Origin of the sequence: Parasynechococcus sp., assembly GCF_045559935.1 — a bacterium.
Classification (GTDB): domain Bacteria; phylum Cyanobacteriota; class Cyanobacteriia; order PCC-6307; family Cyanobiaceae; genus Parasynechococcus.
In genome coordinates this window covers 518390-536293 of record NZ_JBJLJL010000008.1, presented here as the reverse complement: position 1 = coordinate 536293, position 17904 = coordinate 518390, and the positions used below count along the sequence as shown (strand labels likewise).

Genomic DNA, 17904 nt, shown 5'->3' with positions numbered 1-17904 from the left:
GCAGCAATAACTACCAAAAACAGAGTTCGATTCCGAAACATCCGTCACATCCGTGAGCCCTTGAAAACTGGTGAAATGGTCGAGTGATGCTTGTAGGGCGATGAGTGAACTGTTCCGATCCATCTCCTCTCTGTTTCTCAGCCAACACCTCCAAACACAACCGGCGACCAATCTCGTTCTGGAACGCCTCTACTACGCGGATGGCCGTCACAACCCCAGCCATCCACGCCATGGCAGTTTTGATGGATTGAGTGTCTTACCCACGGGTTGAATCGATTGGTAACAACCACTACCTCCAAAGGCCCAGGCGCTCCTGAACACTGCCGTCAGAGACTTGCCCTCAGGTGACCAGCACAGTATTGAGCGGTCGCGAGCGGTTCAAGCAACACCTGCGCAAGGTCGGCAGCGGCGAGCACACCAGCAAGGGCATGAGCCGTGAGGAGGCCGCTGACGCCCTCAACCTCATGCTGGAGGGTGAGGCGACACCGGCACAGATCGGTGCTTTTCTGATCGCCCACCGCATCCGACGGCCAGAGCCTCAGGAACTGACCGGCATGCTCGACACCTACCGGATCCATGGCCCGGTGGTGAGAAGCAAGGCCGATCAGAGGTCTCCGCTGTGCTTCGGCATGCCGTTCGACGGTCGGACGAGAACCGCACCGATCTACCCGCTCACAGCCCTGGTGCTGCTCGCCTGCGGCCAACCGGTTGTTCTGCAGGGCGGCAACCGCATGCCGATCAAGTACGGCGTCACGGCGATCGACCTGTTCCGAGCCCTCGATCTCGAGCTCGGTGGTCTACCTCTCACAGCTGTGCAGGACGGATTCGACCGCAACGGTTTTGCACTGATCCATCAGCCGGATCACTTCCCGATCGCCGAAAGCCTCATCAGTTACAGAGAGGAGCTGGGAAAACGCCCCCCCGTCGCCAGCCTTGAACTGCTGTGGACCCCTCATGAGGGTGAGCATCTTCTGGTGAGCGGCTTCGTGCATCCCCCCACGGAAAGCCGAGCCTGGGAAGCCCTGAAACTCGCCGGAGAAACCGATCTGCTCACGGTGAAAGGACTGGAAGGCGGAACGGATCTTCCGATCGGCCGGGCCTGCATCACCGCTCGGGTCAGAAACGGTGCGGCGGAACGCCTGATCCTCCACCCCCGCGATCACGGCTGCCACGACGCCGATGTCGAATGGTCCGACGAAAGCACCTGGAAGACCCAGGCCCTGGACGCCCTTGGAAACAGCGGCCCCCTCCGGGATGCCGTGCGCTGGAATGCCGGTGCCTACCTGTGGTTCTCAGGGATCAGTGAAACGCTGGATGCAGGGGTGTCGCGCGCCGAGGCCTCGCTGCAGGACGGCAACGCCATGGACTGTCTGGATCAACTGCGGGGCTGGCGCAGCAACCTTTCCATCCGGTAACGCTCGAAGGGCACCCCGCCGATCGTGATCGATTCGGAGGCCAGGACCAGCCAACCTCGCCGCTCCAACAGAGGTCGGCTCAGCTGGCTCGCCTCCGTTCGAAGCCGTTCCAGGCCATCCGATCTGGCATCGTCCTCAATCTGCGCCAGCAGGGCACTGCCATGGCCCCGACGGGCCTCCCGACCGCGGCAATACAACAACGACAAGCGATCTCTGGGATCGCGGATGGCGAACGCGGCATCCGTCCCGCTGATCCAGCCGTGCCCCTCCCTCAGCGTCCGATCCAGGACGCCCGGCAACCAGGCCAGAGCAGCCCAGGCCCTCACCTGCTCAGGGGTATAAAGCAGCGCTGCCTGGGTTTCGATCGCATCCGCGTAGATCTCCCGCAGCAGCTGGTGGTCGCCGGAGTGGATCGGTCGCAGGGCCATGCCGTTGGCCTGTGGGAATGTGAGTCTCCTCGACTCACAGCCCCCTTGCAGCGTCTCCGCATTCCCACCCTGCTGAGCGCCTTTCTGACGCTGCTGAACGATCGACTCAGCGAAAGCATCGTGTTTCCGCTGCTGCCGTTCCTGCTGGCTCGTTTTGCGCCGGACGGCCGCACCCTCGGACTGTTGGCCGGCAGTTATGCCCTGGCTCAGTTTCTCGTCACACCGCTGATCGGTGCACTCAGCGACCGCCATGGGCGCCGCCCGGTGATCGCCATCTGCGTCGCCGGTTCGGTGGTCGGCCTGGGACTGTTCGCACTCACGATCAGCCTGCCCTGGTCTGAGGGGGCATCCATTCCACTGCTGCTGCTGTTCGCTGCACGAATCATCGATGGCATCAGCGGGGGAACCGCAGCCACAGCAGGCGCCGTGCTGGCGGATATCAGTCCTCCGGAGCGACGGGCCCGTGCCTTCGGACTGATCGGTGTGGCCTTCGGCCTCGGGTTCATCGCCGGACCGTTCCTCGGGGGTCGCCTGGCAGGCATCAACGTCTCGCTGCCGGTCTGGGTGGCGACGGGCTTCGCCCTGCTGAATCTGGCTGTGGTGCTGAGCCTGCTGCCGGAAACCCATCCGCTGGAAGCGCGGCGGACCCTTCCCGACCGGCGTGCCCTGAACCCCTTCGCGCGGATCGGCACCGTGATGAGCCAGGTCAGCGTCGGCCGGCTGTGCACCAGCTTCTTCCTGTTCTTTCTGGCCTTCAACGGCTTCACGGCGATCCTTGTTCTGTATTTCAAGCAGCGCTTCAACTGGGGGCCTGAACTGGCCACCACAGCATTTCTGGTGGTCGGCGTCGTCGCAACGGTTGTGCAGGGAGGCCTGATCGGCCCCCTGGTGAAGCGGTTTGGAGAATGGCGATTGACCCTGCTCGGCCTGGGACTGGTGATCGCCGGTTGTCTGATGATTCCGGCTCTGGGTTCGGCGGATCAGCCCGGAACGATTTTTCTTGCTGTCGGCATCCTGGCCTTCGGAACTGGCCTGGTGACACCGAGCCTGCGCAGCCTTGTGTCCAGACGGCTGGGGGAGGAGGGGCAGGGTGCCGCTCTCGGAAGTCTCCAGGCCTTGCAGAGCCTCGGCAGTTTTCTCGGACCGCCTCTGGCAGGTCTGAGCTACGACCTGATCGGCCCTGCCAGTCCCTTCGCAGGCGCCGGCCTGCTGCTGCTGATCGTGATCGCTCTGGTCGCAGGAAGTCCTCTGCCGATGCGTCAGGAGAACAGTGTCAGCAGCTCATGATTGCTACGTTTCGCGGGACGGCGCGTTGCGACCAACAACCCCACCATGAGTGCAGCTGTCCTCCCCAAGAATGCCTACATCAACCGGGAACTGAGCTGGATCGCCTTCAACCAGCGTGTGCTGGCTCAGGCACTGGATGAACGCACACCAGTGCTGGATCAGGCCAAGTTCAGCGCCATCTTCAGCAACAACCTCGACGAATTTTTCATGGTGAGGGTGGCCTCCCTGAAATCCCAGGTGGAGGCAGGCATCACCAGCCCCAGTGAAGACGGCAAAACGCCGCTGGAGCAGCTGCTCACGATCCGCGAACACCTGATCCCCCTGCTGCAGCAACAACAGGATCACTACCGGCTGCATCTGAAGAGCGAGCTGCTCAAACACAAGGTGCACCTGCTGGAGTACGTCCAGCTGAACGATGCCCAGAAGAACTGGGTTGACGACACCTTCCATACCTCGGTGTTCCCCTTGCTGACGCCCCTGGGAGTGGATCCGGCCCACCCCTTCCCGTTCGTCAGCAACCTCAGCCTGAACGTCGCAGCGATCATCCACGATCCTGAAACCGGAGAACGTCAGTTCGCGCGGGTCAAGGTGCCCCAGAAGAATCTGCCCCGATTCGTCGCGATCCCATCGGAACTGAGCGATGCCGAACCGGCACCGATTCACACGGCGATTCCCCTTGAACAGGTGATCGCCTTCAACCTGGAGCTGCTGTTTCCCGGGATGACCGTTGAAGGGCATTACTTCTTCCGGGTCACCCGCGATGCCGACCTCGAACTGCGTGACCTTGAAGCCGACGATCTGATGCTGGCTCTGGAGCAGGGGCTGCGCAAACGCCGCATGGGAGGAGAGGTGGTGCGCCTTGAGGTTCCCAACGAGATGCCGGAAGACGTGGTGGAGATGCTGATCACCGGTCTCGCCGTCGAGGAAGAGGACCTTTACAGAATCGATGGCCCCCTGGGACTGGATGATCTGTTCGGACTGACGAGCCTGCCGCTGCCTCAACTGAAGAACAAATCACACACCGGATTGACCCCGGCAATGCTCGCCAGATCACAGCAGCACCTGATCGAGGAGGGTGCCATCAAGCCGGAGGAATTCGAGAACATCTTCGCGGTGATGCGTCAGCAGGACATCCTTCTCCACCACCCATACGAACTCTTCTCCACCACCGTCGAAGAATTCATCAACCAGGCAGCCGACGATCCCCAGGTGATGGGGATCAAGATGACGCTGTATCGCACCTCAAAGGATTCACCGATCATCGCGGCTCTGATCCGCGCCGCTGAGAACGGCAAACAGGTGATGGCCCTCGTGGAACTGAAAGCCCGCTTCGACGAAGACAACAACATCCAGTGGGCACGCCATCTGGAACGTTCCGGAGTCCATGTCATCTACGGAGTGCTTGGCCTCAAAACTCATACAAAGATTGTTCTCGTTGTTCGTAAGGAGCAAGACAAGCTACGAAGTTACGTCCATATCGGAACAGGTAATTACAATTCAAAAACGTCAAAGCTCTACACAGACCTGGGTCTTCTCTCAACCAGAACCGAGCTGGGTCAGGACCTTGTGGAGCTGTTCAACTACCTGACAGGATTCTCAAAACAGCAGAGCTTCCGGCGCCTGCTGGTGGCACCGGTCACCCTGAGGAAGGGGATGGAGTCGCTGATCCGCCGTGAGATCGAACATTCCCGGGAGGGCCGGCAAGGGCATATCAAAGCCAAGATGAACTCCTTGGTGGACTCCGAAATCATCAATCTGCTGTACGAAGCCTCTCAAGCAGGGGTGACGATCGAACTGATCATTCGGGGGATGTGCAGCTTGTACCCGGGTCGCGAAGGAATGAGTGAAACAATCAGCGTTGTGAGCATCATCGGTCAGTTTCTCGAGCACTCACGCATCTTCTGGTTTGCCAACGGTGGCGCGCCGGAGGCCTACATCGGCAGTGCCGACTGGATGTCGCGGAACCTCGACCGCCGCGTCGAAGCGGTGACACCGGTGGAAGAACCTGAACTGCGCCTGAAGCTGGAACGGCTGCTGGAGCTGTATCTGAGAGACAACCGAGGGGCCTGGGACATGCAGAGCGACGGAAGCTTTGTGCAACGACGACCGAACCAAGGAGAGGACGAGCGTAATTCCCAGTTGCAACTGATCGAGCAGTGGAGCCGGGGCATCGAGCTGTCTTGATCGGATGACATGAAGAAGCGCAAAGTTACTGTGCCTGGTGTTACTGGATTGCACGAGACATCCCTCATCACCTGAGGAAAATTGCAACCCGATCAACAAAAAGGGGCGATTGATGGGCGACTGCTGAAAATCTTCGGATTCGAAGGAGTTGATCGGCAGTGTGAGTGCTAAATTCAGCGCAAATCTATTTCAGGAGACCAGGGTGATGGGGATCCCTCTGGAATCTTCCGATACGACTGAAAAGTCGAAACGGAAGGAACCTGCATTGCCGTCCGCAGGACGGCGATCATCTACGCGTCAGGGTGGTCGTCTGGCCACTGATTCCATCGGTTTTTATCTCAGCAGCATCGGGCGTATCCCATTGCTGACTGCAGCCGAGGAAATTGAGCTTGCTCACCATGTCCAGGACATGAAGCAGCTCCAGGAGCTTGCTGAAGACGAACTGACAGCACGACAGCGCCATCGCATCCGAATGGGCAAACGTGCCCGGGATCGCATGATGGCTGCCAATCTCAGGCTCGTCGTGAGCGTCGCCAAGAAATACCAGAATCAGGGCCTGGAGCTTCTGGACCTGGTTCAGGAGGGAGCCATCGGCCTGGAGCGCGCGGTCGACAAGTTCGATCCGGCCATGGGTTACAAATTTTCCACCTACGCCTACTGGTGGATCCGTCAGGGAATGACCCGGGCCATCGACAACAGTGCCCGCACCATTCGTCTGCCGATTCACATCAGCGAGAAGCTGTCCAAAATGCGGCGCATCTCCCGTGAGCTGTCGCATCGCTTCGGTCGTCAACCGAACCGTCTGGAGCTGGCTCACGCCATGGGAATCGAACCTCGGGAGCTCGAGGATCTCATTTCCCAGAGTGCTCCGTGCGCCTCTCTCGATGCCCATGCCCGCGGGGAAGAGGATCGCAGCACCCTTGGCGAACTGATCGCAGATCCGAACGGTGACGAGCCGATGGAAGGAATGGATCGGAGCATTCAAAAGGAACATCTGGGCGGTTGGCTGTCCCAGCTCAATGAGCGCGAACAGAAGATCCTGCGCCTGAGGTTCGGCCTCGGTGGTGAAGAGCCACTCACCCTTGCGGAGATCGGTCGACAGATCAATGTCTCCCGGGAAAGAGTGCGTCAGCTGGAAGCCAAAGCGATTCTCAAACTGAGAACCATGACCAACCACCAGCAAGCAGCCTGACAACCATCAGCTCAACTCAAAACGAGTGGATCTCAGTTGTGTGCGATAACGGTGTTGCAATTCAGGTTGTCTATCGATCAACTTTTCAAGTATTCGATAGCGACGCATTGTGAATGACTGACCTTCACTGATCAGCTTTTTCAAGCCAAGGCGTCTGACAAACCAAGAATACGACCACTGATAATAGATTTGATGCCACCAATTGATTCGGTATTCTATCGGATCTCCATGGAAACGTCCCAGATCTTCTCCATCAACCTCAATACAATATCCGTAACGATTATCTTTAATGGGCTGACGATTATTTCGATGCAAGCGCCCTTTCACGAGAGAAGCGCAATATTCATCATGGCTTCTGAACACTCTATGGTAAACAAACCATGGTTCAAATTTACCCGACAACCTCTCAAGATCTGAACTGGAAACTCGTTTGCGCGTAGCGTTGAGCTTTGGAGAACTACCATCACTCAATCGGAAATCAGCCTGGTGTGATTTTTTCTGATAAACATTAAAAGTATGGATTTTAGAGCCCTTAACAGCACCATTAAGTCGACACATCGATTTCATCTGGCACATTTTCTTCATCCACAGTGATCTGCTCAAAACAGGTGAAAATGAAGGGCGCTGCAAAGAAGGAAGATCCGAATGCCATAGAAAAGAAACAACATCTGCTCTTTGGTTTTGGCGCAACAAACTGCGAATACCCATCCCAAACTCAGCTGGCATCAGATACTCGTCGATATCCAGAAACAGAAGGTGGGAGAATTTGCGAGATGCCTTTTCATTCTTGATTGCATGATCATACATGGCTACTTGAAAAGATTTCTTTGCCTTCATTGATAACAGCAGCAATTCATCAGCCTGGACAAATTTAACGCGGCTCGAAGATGCAGAAATTCGGCGAATAATGCGATAACTATTGTCTGTAATGCCATTCATATAGATCTCAATTTCATCAACACCAAGATAAAGATGGTGAAAAATCCATTCCGCGAGATAGGGGGCTTCGTCTTTGGCAATGGCAACCAACTTGAGAGAGAGCATCGCCACCAAAAGCATTGTTTTTATGTTAACACAAACAAAGAGACATTGATTGTGGTAAAATACATATAACAAAAAGCTTGATCATGTTACCTGAAAAGCCGCCTAAAATTTTTGTCATCGGACATCATAAAATCGCGACACGCAGCATTGATCGGTTATTCCGCTGGGACGGGTATCCAACAATGCATTGCCGGAAGGGGAAAATTGCTCGAACAATGCTCACCAACCTTCGCCTGTTCAGACCACTTCTGCATGGCCTGGAAGATATACAAGTCTTCAGCGATATGGAATATGTCAGCTCTGATGGTGAATTGTTTTTTGGATACCGCCTTTTTCCCCAGCTGGATTATCACTACCCTGGCTCGTATTTTATTTACAATTACCGCAAGGTTGACGATTGGATTAAATCTCAATTTACCCACAGAAACAAGGCACTCGGCTCCTATACACGCCGATACAAAAAGGCACTCAAGAAGCTTCTTAATGTCAACTCAATAAGCGATCAACAGCTGGAGCAGCACTATCTTGATTGCTGGTCCCAGCATGAAAAAGATGTGAACCAATACTTCAGCGACCGCAACAACCTCATCCGGCTCGACATCACCAATGCTGACAGTAAGTCAGAATTCATTGATGCCATTCGTAAACTGAATTATCAGATTTCTCGAGACGATCTTCCTTATGTCGGAAAGACCAAAAAGAAAGCAACCTCTACCAGCACCAACTCAGACCCGCAGCAACCTTGAACCCTGCAGAACTAAGCATCATCCTCAAGTTGCTGATCATTGGCAGCTGGATCGTATCGCTGCTCTGCATCGCTGACCTGGTCAGGCGACTCGGCGACAATGATGGTGAGCTGAGTCGCAAGATTGTCCACATCGGAACGGCCGCCACCATTCCGATGGCATGGACTTTTGGACTATCAAAAATGCTGATTGTGAGTTGTGGAATTGTCGTGACAACGCTCACTCTGATCAACCATCGTTGGCGACTGCTCAAGAGCATCGAAGACATCGGTCGACGAAGTTTTGGAACCAGCGCCTATGGACTTTCGATCACACTTCTGGTGGCTCTGCTCTGGCCTGAACGAGCAGACGCCGTCACCGCCGGAATTCTTGTGATGGGCATCGGCGATGGATGTGCCGGCCTGATCGGTCGTCGACTGAACAGCCCTCGCTGGACGTTGTTCGGCCAGACGAAGTCCCTTGCAGGCACAGTGACCATGGCAATCGCTTCAGGCCTGTGCCTGATCGTTCTCGCTCTCAGCACCCAGGCTGCGATTTCAGTTCCGACTCTGCTGCTCATCAGCGGCAGTGCCGTTGTTCTGGAACAGTTCAGCTTCGCGGGGATCGACAACCTTTCGGTGCCGATCGGCGTTGCACTGCTCTGGCAACAGCTGATCCGATGAGATCGATCAGACCATCACCGTTGAGCGGCGAGTCGCCACAGCCTCTGCAAGACAACCAAGCAACTGCTGGGTGGTCTCGATGCTGATGCAGGCATCCGTGATGCTCTGGCCGTAAGTGAGCTCTGACAGATCACCGGAGAGCTTCTGATTTCCCTCAACCAGATGACTCTCGATCATGACGCCCATCAGATTGGAGGAGCCTTCACGAACCTGATCGGCAACCGATTGCAGCACCTCGCCCTGGCGCCGGAAATCCTTGTTGGAGTTGCCATGGCTGCAATCCACCATGAGGCGATCTGAGAGTCCGGCACCCGCCAGTTCGGCTGCCGCATCCTGAACGGCTTCGAGGTGATAGTTGGTGCCGCGGTTGCCGCCGCGCAGCACGAGGTGACCATCTGGATTCCCGGTGGTGCTCACGATCGAAGCGTGACCATCCCGGTTGATGCCGAGAAAATGATGGGGCTTCGATGCCGCCCGCATCGCATTGATGGCGATGGTGGCACTGCCATCGGTGCTGTTCTTGTAGCCGATCGGCATGGACAGGCCGGATGCCATTTCACGGTGCGTCTGACTTTCCGTGGTGCGGGCCCCGATCGCCGTCCAGCTGATCAGGTCAGCGATGTACTGCGGCACCACCGGATCGAGAAGTTCGGTGGCGGCGGGCATCCCCTCCCGCGCCAGATCCAGCAGCAGCCCGCGGGCCCGACGCAATCCGCTGTTGATGTCATAGGAGCCGTCGAGGTGGGGGTCGTTGATCAAGCCCTTCCAGCCCACCGTTGTTCTCGGCTTCTCGAAGTAGACCCGCATGACCACTTCCAGCTCTGCAGCATGGGTCTGACGCAGAGGCGCCAGACGGCGGGCGTACTCGCGGGCCGCTTCCACGTCATGGACCGAACAGGGCCCGACGATGACCAGAAGCCGCTGATCCTCCCCCCGCAGAATCGCCTGAATGCGTTGTCGAGCGGATGCAACGGTCTCGGTTGCGCTGGCGTCGATCGACAGTTCTGCGTGAAGAAGAGCCGGTGCCACCAGCGGACGCGTCTCCACCACATGCAGATCGGAGGTGGCGGCCATCGAGCAGCTTCAAACCGGTCCAAGGCTACGCACCTCTGAACCGAAGGACAGACCCGTCTCCATGAAGAATGGACTTCCGCATCGTCTCGTCCCTTCGCATGCTGAGCACCTACCGCGCGCTTGCCGCTGAACGCGAAGCCCAGGGTGTTCCGCCGCTCCCCATGACGGCTGAACAGACCAGTGCGCTCACCGAGCTGTTGCAGGACCCTCCGGCTGGGGAAGAGACGACCCTGCGAGAGCTGCTCGTGGATCGCATCCCCCCCGGGGTGGACGAGGCGGCCTATGTGAAAGCCACCTGGCTCAGCGCCGTGGCCCAGGGGGAGGCCACCAGTCCCCTGGTCTCGCCGCTGGAGGCCACGCGCCTGCTTGGAACGATGGTGGGGGGCTACAACGTGTCGGCCCTGATCGAGCTGCTCCAGCACAGCGATGAGCAGCTGGCCGGCTGCGCCGCTGAAGGCCTCAGCCGAACCCTGCTGGTGTACGACGCCTTCAACGAGGTGATGGAACTGGCAGCCAGCAACCGCTTCGCCAAGCAGGTGGTTGACAGCTGGGCGGCGGCCGAATGGTTCACCTCAAGGCCGGAACTTGCCGAAACGATCACCGTGACGGTGTTCAAGGTGGAGGGAGAAACCAACACCGACGACCTCTCCCCGGCCACCCACGCCACCACACGCCCTGATATCCCCCTTCACGCTCTGGCGATGCTGGAGACTCGGGACCCCGATGGCCTGAAGACCATCGCCTCTCTCAAAGAGAACGGTCACCCCGTGGCCTACGTGGGCGATGTGGTGGGCACCGGCAGCTCCCGCAAGAGCGCCATCAACTCCGTGCTGTGGCACACCGGCGATGACATCCCGCATGTGCCCAACAAACGGGCGGGTGGGGTGATCCTCGGAAGCAAGATCGCACCGATCTTCTTCAACACCGCTGAAGACTCCGGGGCTCTGCCGATCGAATGTGACGTCACAAGCCTGAACACCGGTGATGTGATCACCATCCGTCCCCATGCCGGCACGATCGAAAAAGACGGCGCGGTGGTCAGCCGGTTCGAACTGAAGCCCAGCACCATCAGCGATGAGGTTCGTGCAGGCGGCCGCATTCCCCTGATGATCGGCCGCGCCCTCACCGACAAAGTGCGCGCCAAGCTCGGCCTGGCACCCTCCGATCTGTTCATCCGTCCCAGTGCACCAGCGGACACCGGAAAGGGCTTCACCCTGGCCCAGAAGATGGTGGGCAAAGCCTGCGGTCTCACCGGCGTGCGTCCCGGTACCAGCTGCGAACCACTGATGACCACCGTCGGCTCCCAGGACACCACCGGGCCGATGACCCGGGACGAGATGAAGGAGCTGGCCTGTCTGGGATTCTCCTCCGACCTGGTGATGCAGAGCTTCTGCCATACCGCCGCCTATCCCAAGCCGGTGGACCTGCAGACGCAGAAGGATCTGCCCGACTTCTTCGCTCAGCGCGGCGGCGTCGCCCTTCGCCCCGGCGACGGAATCATCCACAGCTGGCTCAACCGGATGCTGCTGCCCGACACGGTGGGCACCGGTGGCGACAGCCACACCCGCTTCCCCCTGGGCATCTCCTTCCCAGCCGGTTCCGGCCTGGTGGCCTTCGCCGCGGCCATCGGTGCCATGCCTCTGGACATGCCCGAGTCGGTGCTGGTGCGGTTCAGCGGCTCGCTGCAGCCTGGCGTCACCCTGCGGGATGTGGTGAATGCGATCCCATGGGTGGCCATTCAACGCGGGCTGCTCACCGTGGAGAAGGCCAACAAAAAGAACCTGTTCAATGGCCGGATCATGGAGATCGAAGGTCTCCCCGACCTCAAGCTCGAGCAGGCGTTCGAACTCACCGACGCCAGTGCCGAGCGCTCCTGCGCCGGCTGCACGATCAAGCTCTCCGAGCAGACGGTCAGCGAATACCTGCGCAGCAACGTGGCGTTGCTCAAGAACATGATCGCCCGCGGTTACAGCGATGCCCGCACCCTGGCCCGCCGGATCAAGGAGATGGAAGCCTGGCTGGCCAACCCCCAGCTGCTGAGTGCCGATTCCGATGCGGAGTACGCCGAAGTGCTGGACATCAACCTGGATGAACTGACCGAACCGGTGCTGGCCTGTCCCAACGATCCGGACAACGTGAAGCTGCTCAGTGAGGTGGCCGGTGATCCGGTGCAGGAGGTGTTCATCGGCTCCTGCATGACCAACATCGGCCACTACCGTGCTGCGGCCAAAGTGCTGGAAGGCGCCGGCAGCAACAAGGCCCGTCTCTGGGTCTGCCCCCCGACCCGCATGGATGAGGAGACCCTCAAGGCCGAGGGCTACTACGCCACCTTCGAGGCAGCGGGCTCACGCATGGAGATGCCCGGATGCTCCCTGTGCATGGGCAATCAGGCACGGGTGGAGGACAACACCACCGTCTTCTCCACCAGCACCCGCAACTTCAACAACCGTCTCGGCAAGGGTGCCCAGGTGTATCTGGGAAGCGCTGAGCTGGCGGCGGTATGCGCCCTGCTGGGACGCATCCCCACAGCTGAGGAATACCGCACGATCGCGGCCGAAAAGATCGACCCCCTCTCCGGTGAGCTCTACCGCTACCTGAACTTCGACCAGATCGACGGATTCGCAGATCAGGGACGGGTGGTCAGCTCGGATGCGGAAGCAGCAGTGCTTGCAAACGCCTGAACAACCCCCAACACGTGCCTTCCCCGAGCGAACCGAAACAGCGACGTCACCACCTGGGCTCCAGCCGCAGCATTCGCACACTGCTCGAGCGGCGCTGGCTGGTGGTGGTGCTGGCCCTCTCGCTCACGGGCCTCGGCGCTGCGATCACAGGACTGCTGTTCAAAGGAGGCATCAACCTGCTCCGGGACTGGCGCCTGGAACTGCTGAACGAATTGCCCGCCTGGGTGGTCCTGCCAGCGCTGGGGGGTGTCGGCGGCATGGTTTCCGGCTGGCTGGTGACCAATTTCGCTCCAGCCGCCGGTGGCGCCGGCATCACTCACATCATGGGGTTTCTTCGCCACAAGTCAGTGCCCATGGGCCTGAGGGTGGGCCTTGTGAAATTGATCGCCGGCATCATCGCCATCGGCAGCGGCTTCCCGCTCGGTCCTGAGGGACCTGCCGTGCAGATGGGTGGTTCCGTGGCCTGGAAGATGTCGCGTTGGTTGAAGGCTCCGGTCGCCTTCCGGCGCGTCATCGTCGCCGCCGGCGGTGGGGCCGGGATCGCAGCAGTGTTCAGCGCACCCATCGGCGGCTTCATCTACGCCATCGAGGAACTGCTTCACTCGGCCAGGCCGGTGGTGCTGCTGCTGGTGATCATCACCACCTTCTCCGCCGACACCTGGGCTGACGTTCTGGGGTACCTCGGTCTCAGTCCAGGCTCTGGAGGACTGGATGGAACGGTCGGATTTCAGGTGGAGCGCGAATTCTCTCCCCTCCTGAAATTTCTGCCGATCGATTTTCTGTATCTGATCGCTCTCGGTGCTGTGATCGGACTGCTTGCAGAGCTCTACTGCCGCTACGTGCTGACCCTGCAGCGCCATGGCAACAACTGGTTCGGCAGTCGTCTGATCCTGCGCATGTCCCTCAGCGGTCTGTTGCTGGGCGGGGTCTATGCCGCTCTCCCACAGACGTTCCACAACCCTGCGGAACTGCACCATCTGATCGGGGAGGGAACCGCGGACGTGAGGCTGGCGCTCACCAGTTTCGTTGTGCTGTTCTTCAGCACAGGCCTGGCCGCGGCCTCGGGAGCCCCGGGGGGATTGTTCATGCCGATGCTGACCCTTGGTGGAGCGATCGGACTCGCCTGCGGTGGCGGCGTGGAAGCCCTGACGGGTCATGTCCCCACCACGTACGTCTTCGCCGGGATGGGGGCTTTCGTGGCGGGCTGTTCCCGCACACCGATCTCGGCGATGTTTCTGGCCTTCGCCCTCACCAAGGATCTGCTGATCCTCAGGCCGATCATGGTGGCCTGCCTGATGAGCTTTCTCGTGGCCAGGCTGTTTGACCACCGCTCGATCTATGAGCGTCAGATGGGCATGGAACTGGATGCGGAGAACCGGATGCAGACCCGCCTGGATCGGCAACGACGGCCGTTCACCGCGCCACCGAGACCGGCATCCAACTCTGGAGACGAACGCTGAACCAGGAAACGCTGCTGTTTGAGCGGGCAGTCCCGGACAGCGATGCCCTCAAGGCGGTGCTGGCCTTCCCGAGCACCTATTCGGTGGGCATCACAAGCCTCGGCTACCAGATCGTCTGGGCAACCCTCGCCCAGCGCGCGGATGTGGACGTACGCCGGCTGTTCACGGACCAGTCGGATCCGTTGCATCGACACATCGATCTGTTCGGTCTGTCCCTCAGCTGGGAGCTGGATGGACCCGTTCTGCCGGAGCTGCTGCGGAACCAGCGCATTCCGATCTGGGCTGTCGATCGAAGCGACGCCGACCCGATCGTGTTCGGCGGGGGGCCGGTGCTGACCGCCAACCCCGAACCCCTTGCACCGTTCTTCGATGCCGTGCTTCTGGGAGATGGCGAACTGCTGTTGCCCGCCTTCATCGATGCCCTGCAGAGCTGCCGGCAGGCTCCCAGAGCCGAACGACTGCGACGGCTGGCCGGAGTTCCGGGGGTCTACGTCCCGAGCTTGTATGCCCCGCGGTACCACCCGGATGGAACGCTGCTGAGCGTGGAGCCCATCGATCCGGATCTGCCATCGGTGATCGAGAAGCAGACCTGGCGAGGCAACACCCTGAGCCATTCCACGGTGATCACACCGGAAGCCGCCTGGCCGGACATCCACATGGTGGAGGTGGTGCGCAGTTGTCCGGAACTCTGCCGCTTCTGTCTGGCCAGCTACCTCACCCTGCCGTTCCGCAGCGCATCACTCGATGACGGACTCATCCCGGCGGTCGAGAAAGGCCTGGCGGCGACCCGCCGGCTTGGGCTGCTGGGAGCCTCGGTGACGCAGCACCCGCAGTTCGATGATCTGCTGACCTGGCTGGACCGGGACCGGTTCGATGACACCCGCGTCAGCGTCAGTTCCGTGCGGGCCGCCACGGTGACTCCGGAGCTGGCACGGATTCTGACGAAGCGGGGCAGTCGCTCCCTCACCATCGCCATCGAAAGCGGCAGCGAACGCATGCGGCAGGTGGTGAACAAGAAACTGAGCACCGAAGAGATCCATGCGGCCGCCAGTCACGCCAAACAAGGGGGGCTCCGTGGACTCAAGCTGTATGGAATGGTCGGACTGCCAACGGAGACGGACGATGACGTGGACGCCACGGCCGACCTGCTGCTGACCCTGAAGAAGAACACGGCAGGGCTGCGCTTCACCCTCGGTGTCAGCACCTTCGTGCCCAAGGCCCAGACGCCGTTCCAGTGGCAGGGCGTCAGACCGGAAGCGGACAAACGACTGAAACGACTGGCGAAACGGTTGAAGCCGAAGGGAGTGGAGTTGCGACCGGAAAGTTACGGCTGGAGCGTGATCCAGGCCCTGCTGTCGCGCAGCGACCGGCGTCTTGCCCCGGTGATCGCCGCGGTTGGCGAAGCCAGGGAAAGCATGGGTGGCTGGAAAAAGGCCTACCGCGCCGCTCTCAATGGCGAACTGGAGCCCATGCCGGGCCAGGCTTCACCGCCACCACCCCCCTGGCGGGATGTGATCGAGGAGAACTGGGACGCCTCACGAACCTTGCCCTGGACGCATCTCCGGAGTGCGATCACCCCGGAGCGTCTGCGGGAGCATCACGATCTGGCGCTGCCTCCAGATCACCGTGCTCCCGGATGAAGCCGTGCAGGCCTGACAGCAGCACCCAGCCGAGGATGTTGAGCCGGCTGTCGAAGAAGGGCAGATCCGTGGCGTGCATCGCCACCAGAACCAGCACGGCGGTCCACCAGCCCCGTTCCATCGGACCCCGGCGAAGCATGCCCCGTTTCAGCGCCACCACGATCAGCGCCAGAACGGTGCCCACCAGCAGCACCGCCACCGGGAGACCGTGGCTGACCGCCAGCTCCAGGGGGAGGTTGTGGGAATGCCCGTGCCATTTCCTTTGGGCATGGATCGGATACAGAACGCTGAAGGCCGCCGCACCCCAGCCCAGCCACGGCCGCTGAGCGATGAGCTCAACCCCGTAACGCCACTGGGCCACACGGGTGAGGCTGTCCGTGGACTGCCCCTCCACCAGGCGCTGTCTCAGGCCGGAGGGCAGCAGACCCTGTGCCCACTGCTGAAGAGCGTCGGGAACACCCGGAAGCACCGCCAACGCCAGAGGCATCGCGGCCAGAAGCAGCAGAGGCAACAGCCACCACCACTGCATCGGACCCAGGACCCAGGGAAGCGCCAACGGCAACGCCCCCATGGCATTACGGGAACGGGTGAGCACCACGGCAGCCACCAGGGCTGATGCCAGAAGCATCGCGATGGCACGACACCAGAGGGGATCCCGACGACGCAGCACAGCCGCCAGTGAGAGCGGCCAGATCACAGCGAGCCAGGCGCCCGCGACATTGGCGTAATCAAACAGACCGGAGAGCCGGCCTTCGGGATGGCCTCCGGGAGCCACAAACCAGACGATCCCGCCACCGAGCAGCTGCCACGGGCCGGACCAGCCCAGCAACATCTGACCGAAACCCGTGATCAGCACGGGAACGGTTCCGGCCAGAAGCACACGCGCAGCCAGGCGACGCTGGTCGGCGGAGCGCACATAAGGCTGAAATGCCCAGAAGCCCCAGATGAATGGAAGCCAGTTGCCCAGGCCAGCCCAGGCAAGAGCCCCGGTCTGCGAAACCAGGCAGCCGATCAGCATCAGCATGCCGGCCAGCAGCAACGGCAGGATCCAGGGATCCCGCCAGATCGGCTGATCGCGACCACGACTGCCGCTCAGGCAAGCCACGAACAGGAACAGTGCCGCCAGCAGAGCGCTGGAGGGCAGCAGAAACAGTCCGAGAAGAAAGCAGCGACCTGCGAAACCGGTGAGGTCCTTTCCGAGAAAACGCTCTTTCACGCAAAAACGGCCGTGCGCCCCCGATAGACCATCACCTGGCGGCACAGGTGCAGTCGCAAGGCACGGGCGAGAGCCAGTCGCTCGGTGTCACGACCCTTGCGGATCAGATCGTCCACTTCGTCGCGGTGACTCACATGGGCAATGGTCTGTTCAATGATCGGGCCGGCATCAAGGTCTTCGGTGACGTAATGGGCCGTGGCACCGATCAGCTTCACACCGCGCTCCCAGGCACGGTGATACGGCTGCGCTCCCTTGAAAGCCGGCAGGAAGGAGTGGTGAATGTTGATCACCTCGGAAAAGCGGCTGAGAAAGTCACCGCTCAGCACCTGCATGTACTTCGCCAGCACGGCCAGGTCGATGGCGTGATCCTGGAGCAGCTGCAGCATGCGCTGTTCCGCCTCCGGCTTTGTCTCCCGGGTGACAGGCACCCACTCGAAATGAACACCGAAACCGGTGCACAACGCCTCGAGGTCAGGATGATTGGCGATCACCAGGGGAACCCGCATGGGCAATTCACCGCTCTGCACCCTCCAGAGCAGATCCTGAACACAATGGCTCTGCCGGCTCGCAAAGATCGCCACCCGAGGCAGCTCATCCGAGAAATGCAGCTGAGCCTGTCCATGCAGTCGTTCCGCCAGAGCAGCCGCAGACTCCGGCAGTGCCTGACGGGAAATGCCGAAACCGTTGAGCATCCACTCGATCCGGCTGAGGAACAAACCTGCACCGGCATCCGTGTGATGGTCGGCATGACGGATGTTTCCTCCGTTAGCGGCCACCCACCCGGCCAGCTCGCTGACCAGCCCTGGACGATCCGGACAGATCAGCTGAAGGATGACCGTAGGCTCGCTCACGACTACAGACTGAAAAGCAAATTC

General features: G+C 60.2%; 15 protein-coding genes. 10 read left to right on the top strand and 5 right to left on the bottom strand.

Annotated elements, in window-relative coordinates; all coding sequences use genetic code 11:
- The first annotated feature begins 100 nt into the window (after positions 1–100).
- Positions 101–271 (top strand): hypothetical protein, encoded by a 171-nt coding sequence (locus ACJ0G7_RS07295; RefSeq protein ID WP_043693846.1) that lies wholly within the window; start codon positions 101–103, stop codon positions 269–271.
- A 73-nt stretch (positions 272–344) separates the two neighbouring features.
- Positions 345–1415: an anthranilate phosphoribosyltransferase family protein gene (locus ACJ0G7_RS07290; protein WP_407395558.1), complete on the top strand. Its 1071-nt coding sequence runs from the start codon at positions 345–347 to the stop codon at positions 1413–1415.
- On the opposite strand, the gene ACJ0G7_RS07285 is transcribed toward ACJ0G7_RS07290, so the two are convergent.
- On the bottom strand, positions 1376–1843 hold the full coding sequence (locus ACJ0G7_RS07285; protein ID WP_407395556.1) for a GNAT family N-acetyltransferase: 468 nt from the start codon (positions 1841–1843) through the stop codon (positions 1376–1378). The genes ACJ0G7_RS07290 and ACJ0G7_RS07285 overlap by 40 nt on opposite strands.
- Positions 1844–1888: 45 nt before the next feature.
- Here ACJ0G7_RS07285 and ACJ0G7_RS07280 point away from each other — a divergent pair, with 45 nt between their 5' ends.
- The 3 genes from ACJ0G7_RS07280 to ACJ0G7_RS07270 all read left to right on the top strand — a co-directional run bounded on the left by ACJ0G7_RS07280 (position 1889) and on the right by ACJ0G7_RS07270 (position 6506).
- The gene (locus ACJ0G7_RS07280) at positions 1889–3130 is read left to right on the top strand and encodes a tetracycline resistance MFS efflux pump (protein WP_043693856.1); all 1242 of its coding nucleotides are present in this window, start codon (positions 1889–1891) and stop codon (positions 3128–3130) included.
- Positions 3131–3175: 45 nt separating this feature from the next.
- Positions 3176–5314, top strand: coding sequence for a polyphosphate kinase 1 (gene ppk1, locus ACJ0G7_RS07275; RefSeq protein WP_407395554.1), 2139 nt, complete (start codon positions 3176–3178; stop codon positions 5312–5314).
- A 205-nt stretch (positions 5315–5519) separates the two neighbouring features.
- Positions 5520–6506, top strand: coding sequence for an RpoD/SigA family RNA polymerase sigma factor (locus ACJ0G7_RS07270; protein WP_043693859.1), 987 nt, complete (start codon positions 5520–5522; stop codon positions 6504–6506).
- Between the two features lie 6 nt (positions 6507–6512).
- On the opposite strand, the gene ACJ0G7_RS07265 is transcribed toward ACJ0G7_RS07270, so the two are convergent.
- Positions 6513–7550, bottom strand: coding sequence for a glycosyltransferase family 2 protein (locus ACJ0G7_RS07265; protein ID WP_407395869.1), 1038 nt, complete (start codon positions 7548–7550; stop codon positions 6513–6515).
- A gap of 83 nt (positions 7551–7633) precedes the next feature.
- On the opposite strand from ACJ0G7_RS07265, the gene ACJ0G7_RS07260 reads away from it, so the two are divergent.
- A complete protein-coding gene (locus ACJ0G7_RS07260) occupies positions 7634–8296 on the top strand; it encodes a hypothetical protein (protein ID WP_156957165.1) in 663 nt (220 codons plus the stop codon).
- Positions 8297–8505: 209 nt separating this feature from the next.
- Positions 8506–8958: a diacylglycerol/polyprenol kinase family protein gene (locus ACJ0G7_RS07255; protein ID WP_407395551.1), complete on the top strand. Its 453-nt coding sequence runs from the start codon at positions 8506–8508 to the stop codon at positions 8956–8958.
- A gap of 6 nt (positions 8959–8964) precedes the next feature.
- Here the strand turns inward: ACJ0G7_RS07255 and ACJ0G7_RS07250 are convergent, their stop codons facing one another.
- Positions 8965–10032, bottom strand: a complete 1068-nt coding sequence (locus ACJ0G7_RS07250; protein WP_043693869.1) for a 3-deoxy-7-phosphoheptulonate synthase — start codon at positions 10030–10032, stop codon at positions 8965–8967.
- A gap of 98 nt (positions 10033–10130) precedes the next feature.
- Here ACJ0G7_RS07250 and acnB point away from each other — a divergent pair, with 98 nt between their 5' ends.
- From acnB to ACJ0G7_RS07235, 3 genes are read left to right on the top strand one after another with little or no spacing between them, the layout of a single operon-like run.
- Positions 10131–12713 (top strand): bifunctional aconitate hydratase 2/2-methylisocitrate dehydratase, encoded by a 2583-nt coding sequence (acnB, locus tag ACJ0G7_RS07245; protein WP_043697134.1) that lies wholly within the window; start codon positions 10131–10133, stop codon positions 12711–12713.
- A 14-nt stretch (positions 12714–12727) separates the two neighbouring features.
- Positions 12728–14173 carry a ClC family H(+)/Cl(-) exchange transporter gene (locus tag ACJ0G7_RS07240; RefSeq protein WP_407395549.1) on the top strand — a complete coding sequence of 482 codons (1446 nt, stop codon included), beginning with the start codon at positions 12728–12730 and terminating at the stop codon, positions 14171–14173.
- 56 nt (positions 14174–14229) lie between these two features.
- Positions 14230–15813, top strand: coding sequence for a B12-binding domain-containing radical SAM protein (locus tag ACJ0G7_RS07235; RefSeq protein WP_407395547.1), 1584 nt, complete (start codon positions 14230–14232; stop codon positions 15811–15813).
- On the opposite strand, the gene ACJ0G7_RS07230 is transcribed toward ACJ0G7_RS07235, so the two are convergent.
- Both ACJ0G7_RS07230 and purU read right to left on the bottom strand, forming a co-directional pair.
- Positions 15746–17029, bottom strand: a complete 1284-nt coding sequence (locus ACJ0G7_RS07230; RefSeq protein ID WP_407395545.1) for an O-antigen ligase family protein — start codon at positions 17027–17029, stop codon at positions 15746–15748. The genes ACJ0G7_RS07235 and ACJ0G7_RS07230 overlap by 68 nt on opposite strands.
- Positions 17026–17880 carry a formyltetrahydrofolate deformylase gene (gene purU / locus ACJ0G7_RS07225; RefSeq protein ID WP_043693877.1) on the bottom strand — a complete coding sequence of 285 codons (855 nt, stop codon included), beginning with the start codon at positions 17878–17880 and terminating at the stop codon, positions 17026–17028. The genes ACJ0G7_RS07230 and purU overlap by 4 nt, the downstream gene beginning before the upstream one ends.
- Between the last annotated feature and the right edge of the window lie 24 nt (positions 17881–17904).

Excerpts from the sequence above, each read along its gene's own strand:
- ACJ0G7_RS07270 (WP_043693859.1), top strand. The coding sequence starts at position 5,520 with ATGGGGATCCCTCTGGAATCTTCCGATACGACTGAAAAGTCGAAACGG.
- ppk1 (WP_407395554.1), top strand. The coding sequence starts at position 3,176 with ATGAGTGCAGCTGTCCTCCCCAAGAATGCCTACATCAACCGGGAACTG.
- ACJ0G7_RS07260 (WP_156957165.1), top strand. The coding sequence starts at position 7,634 with ATGTTACCTGAAAAGCCGCCTAAAATTTTTGTCATCGGACATCATAAA.
- ACJ0G7_RS07295 (WP_043693846.1), top strand. The coding sequence starts at position 101 with ATGAGTGAACTGTTCCGATCCATCTCCTCTCTGTTTCTCAGCCAACAC.
- ACJ0G7_RS07265 (WP_407395869.1), bottom strand. The coding sequence starts at position 7,550 with ATGCTCTCTCTCAAGTTGGTTGCCATTGCCAAAGACGAAGCCCCCTAT.
- ACJ0G7_RS07250 (WP_043693869.1), bottom strand. The coding sequence starts at position 10,032 with ATGGCCGCCACCTCCGATCTGCATGTGGTGGAGACGCGTCCGCTGGTG.
- ACJ0G7_RS07285 (WP_407395556.1), bottom strand. The coding sequence starts at position 1,843 with ATGGCCCTGCGACCGATCCACTCCGGCGACCACCAGCTGCTGCGGGAG.
- acnB (WP_043697134.1), top strand. The coding sequence starts at position 10,131 with ATGCTGAGCACCTACCGCGCGCTTGCCGCTGAACGCGAAGCCCAGGGT.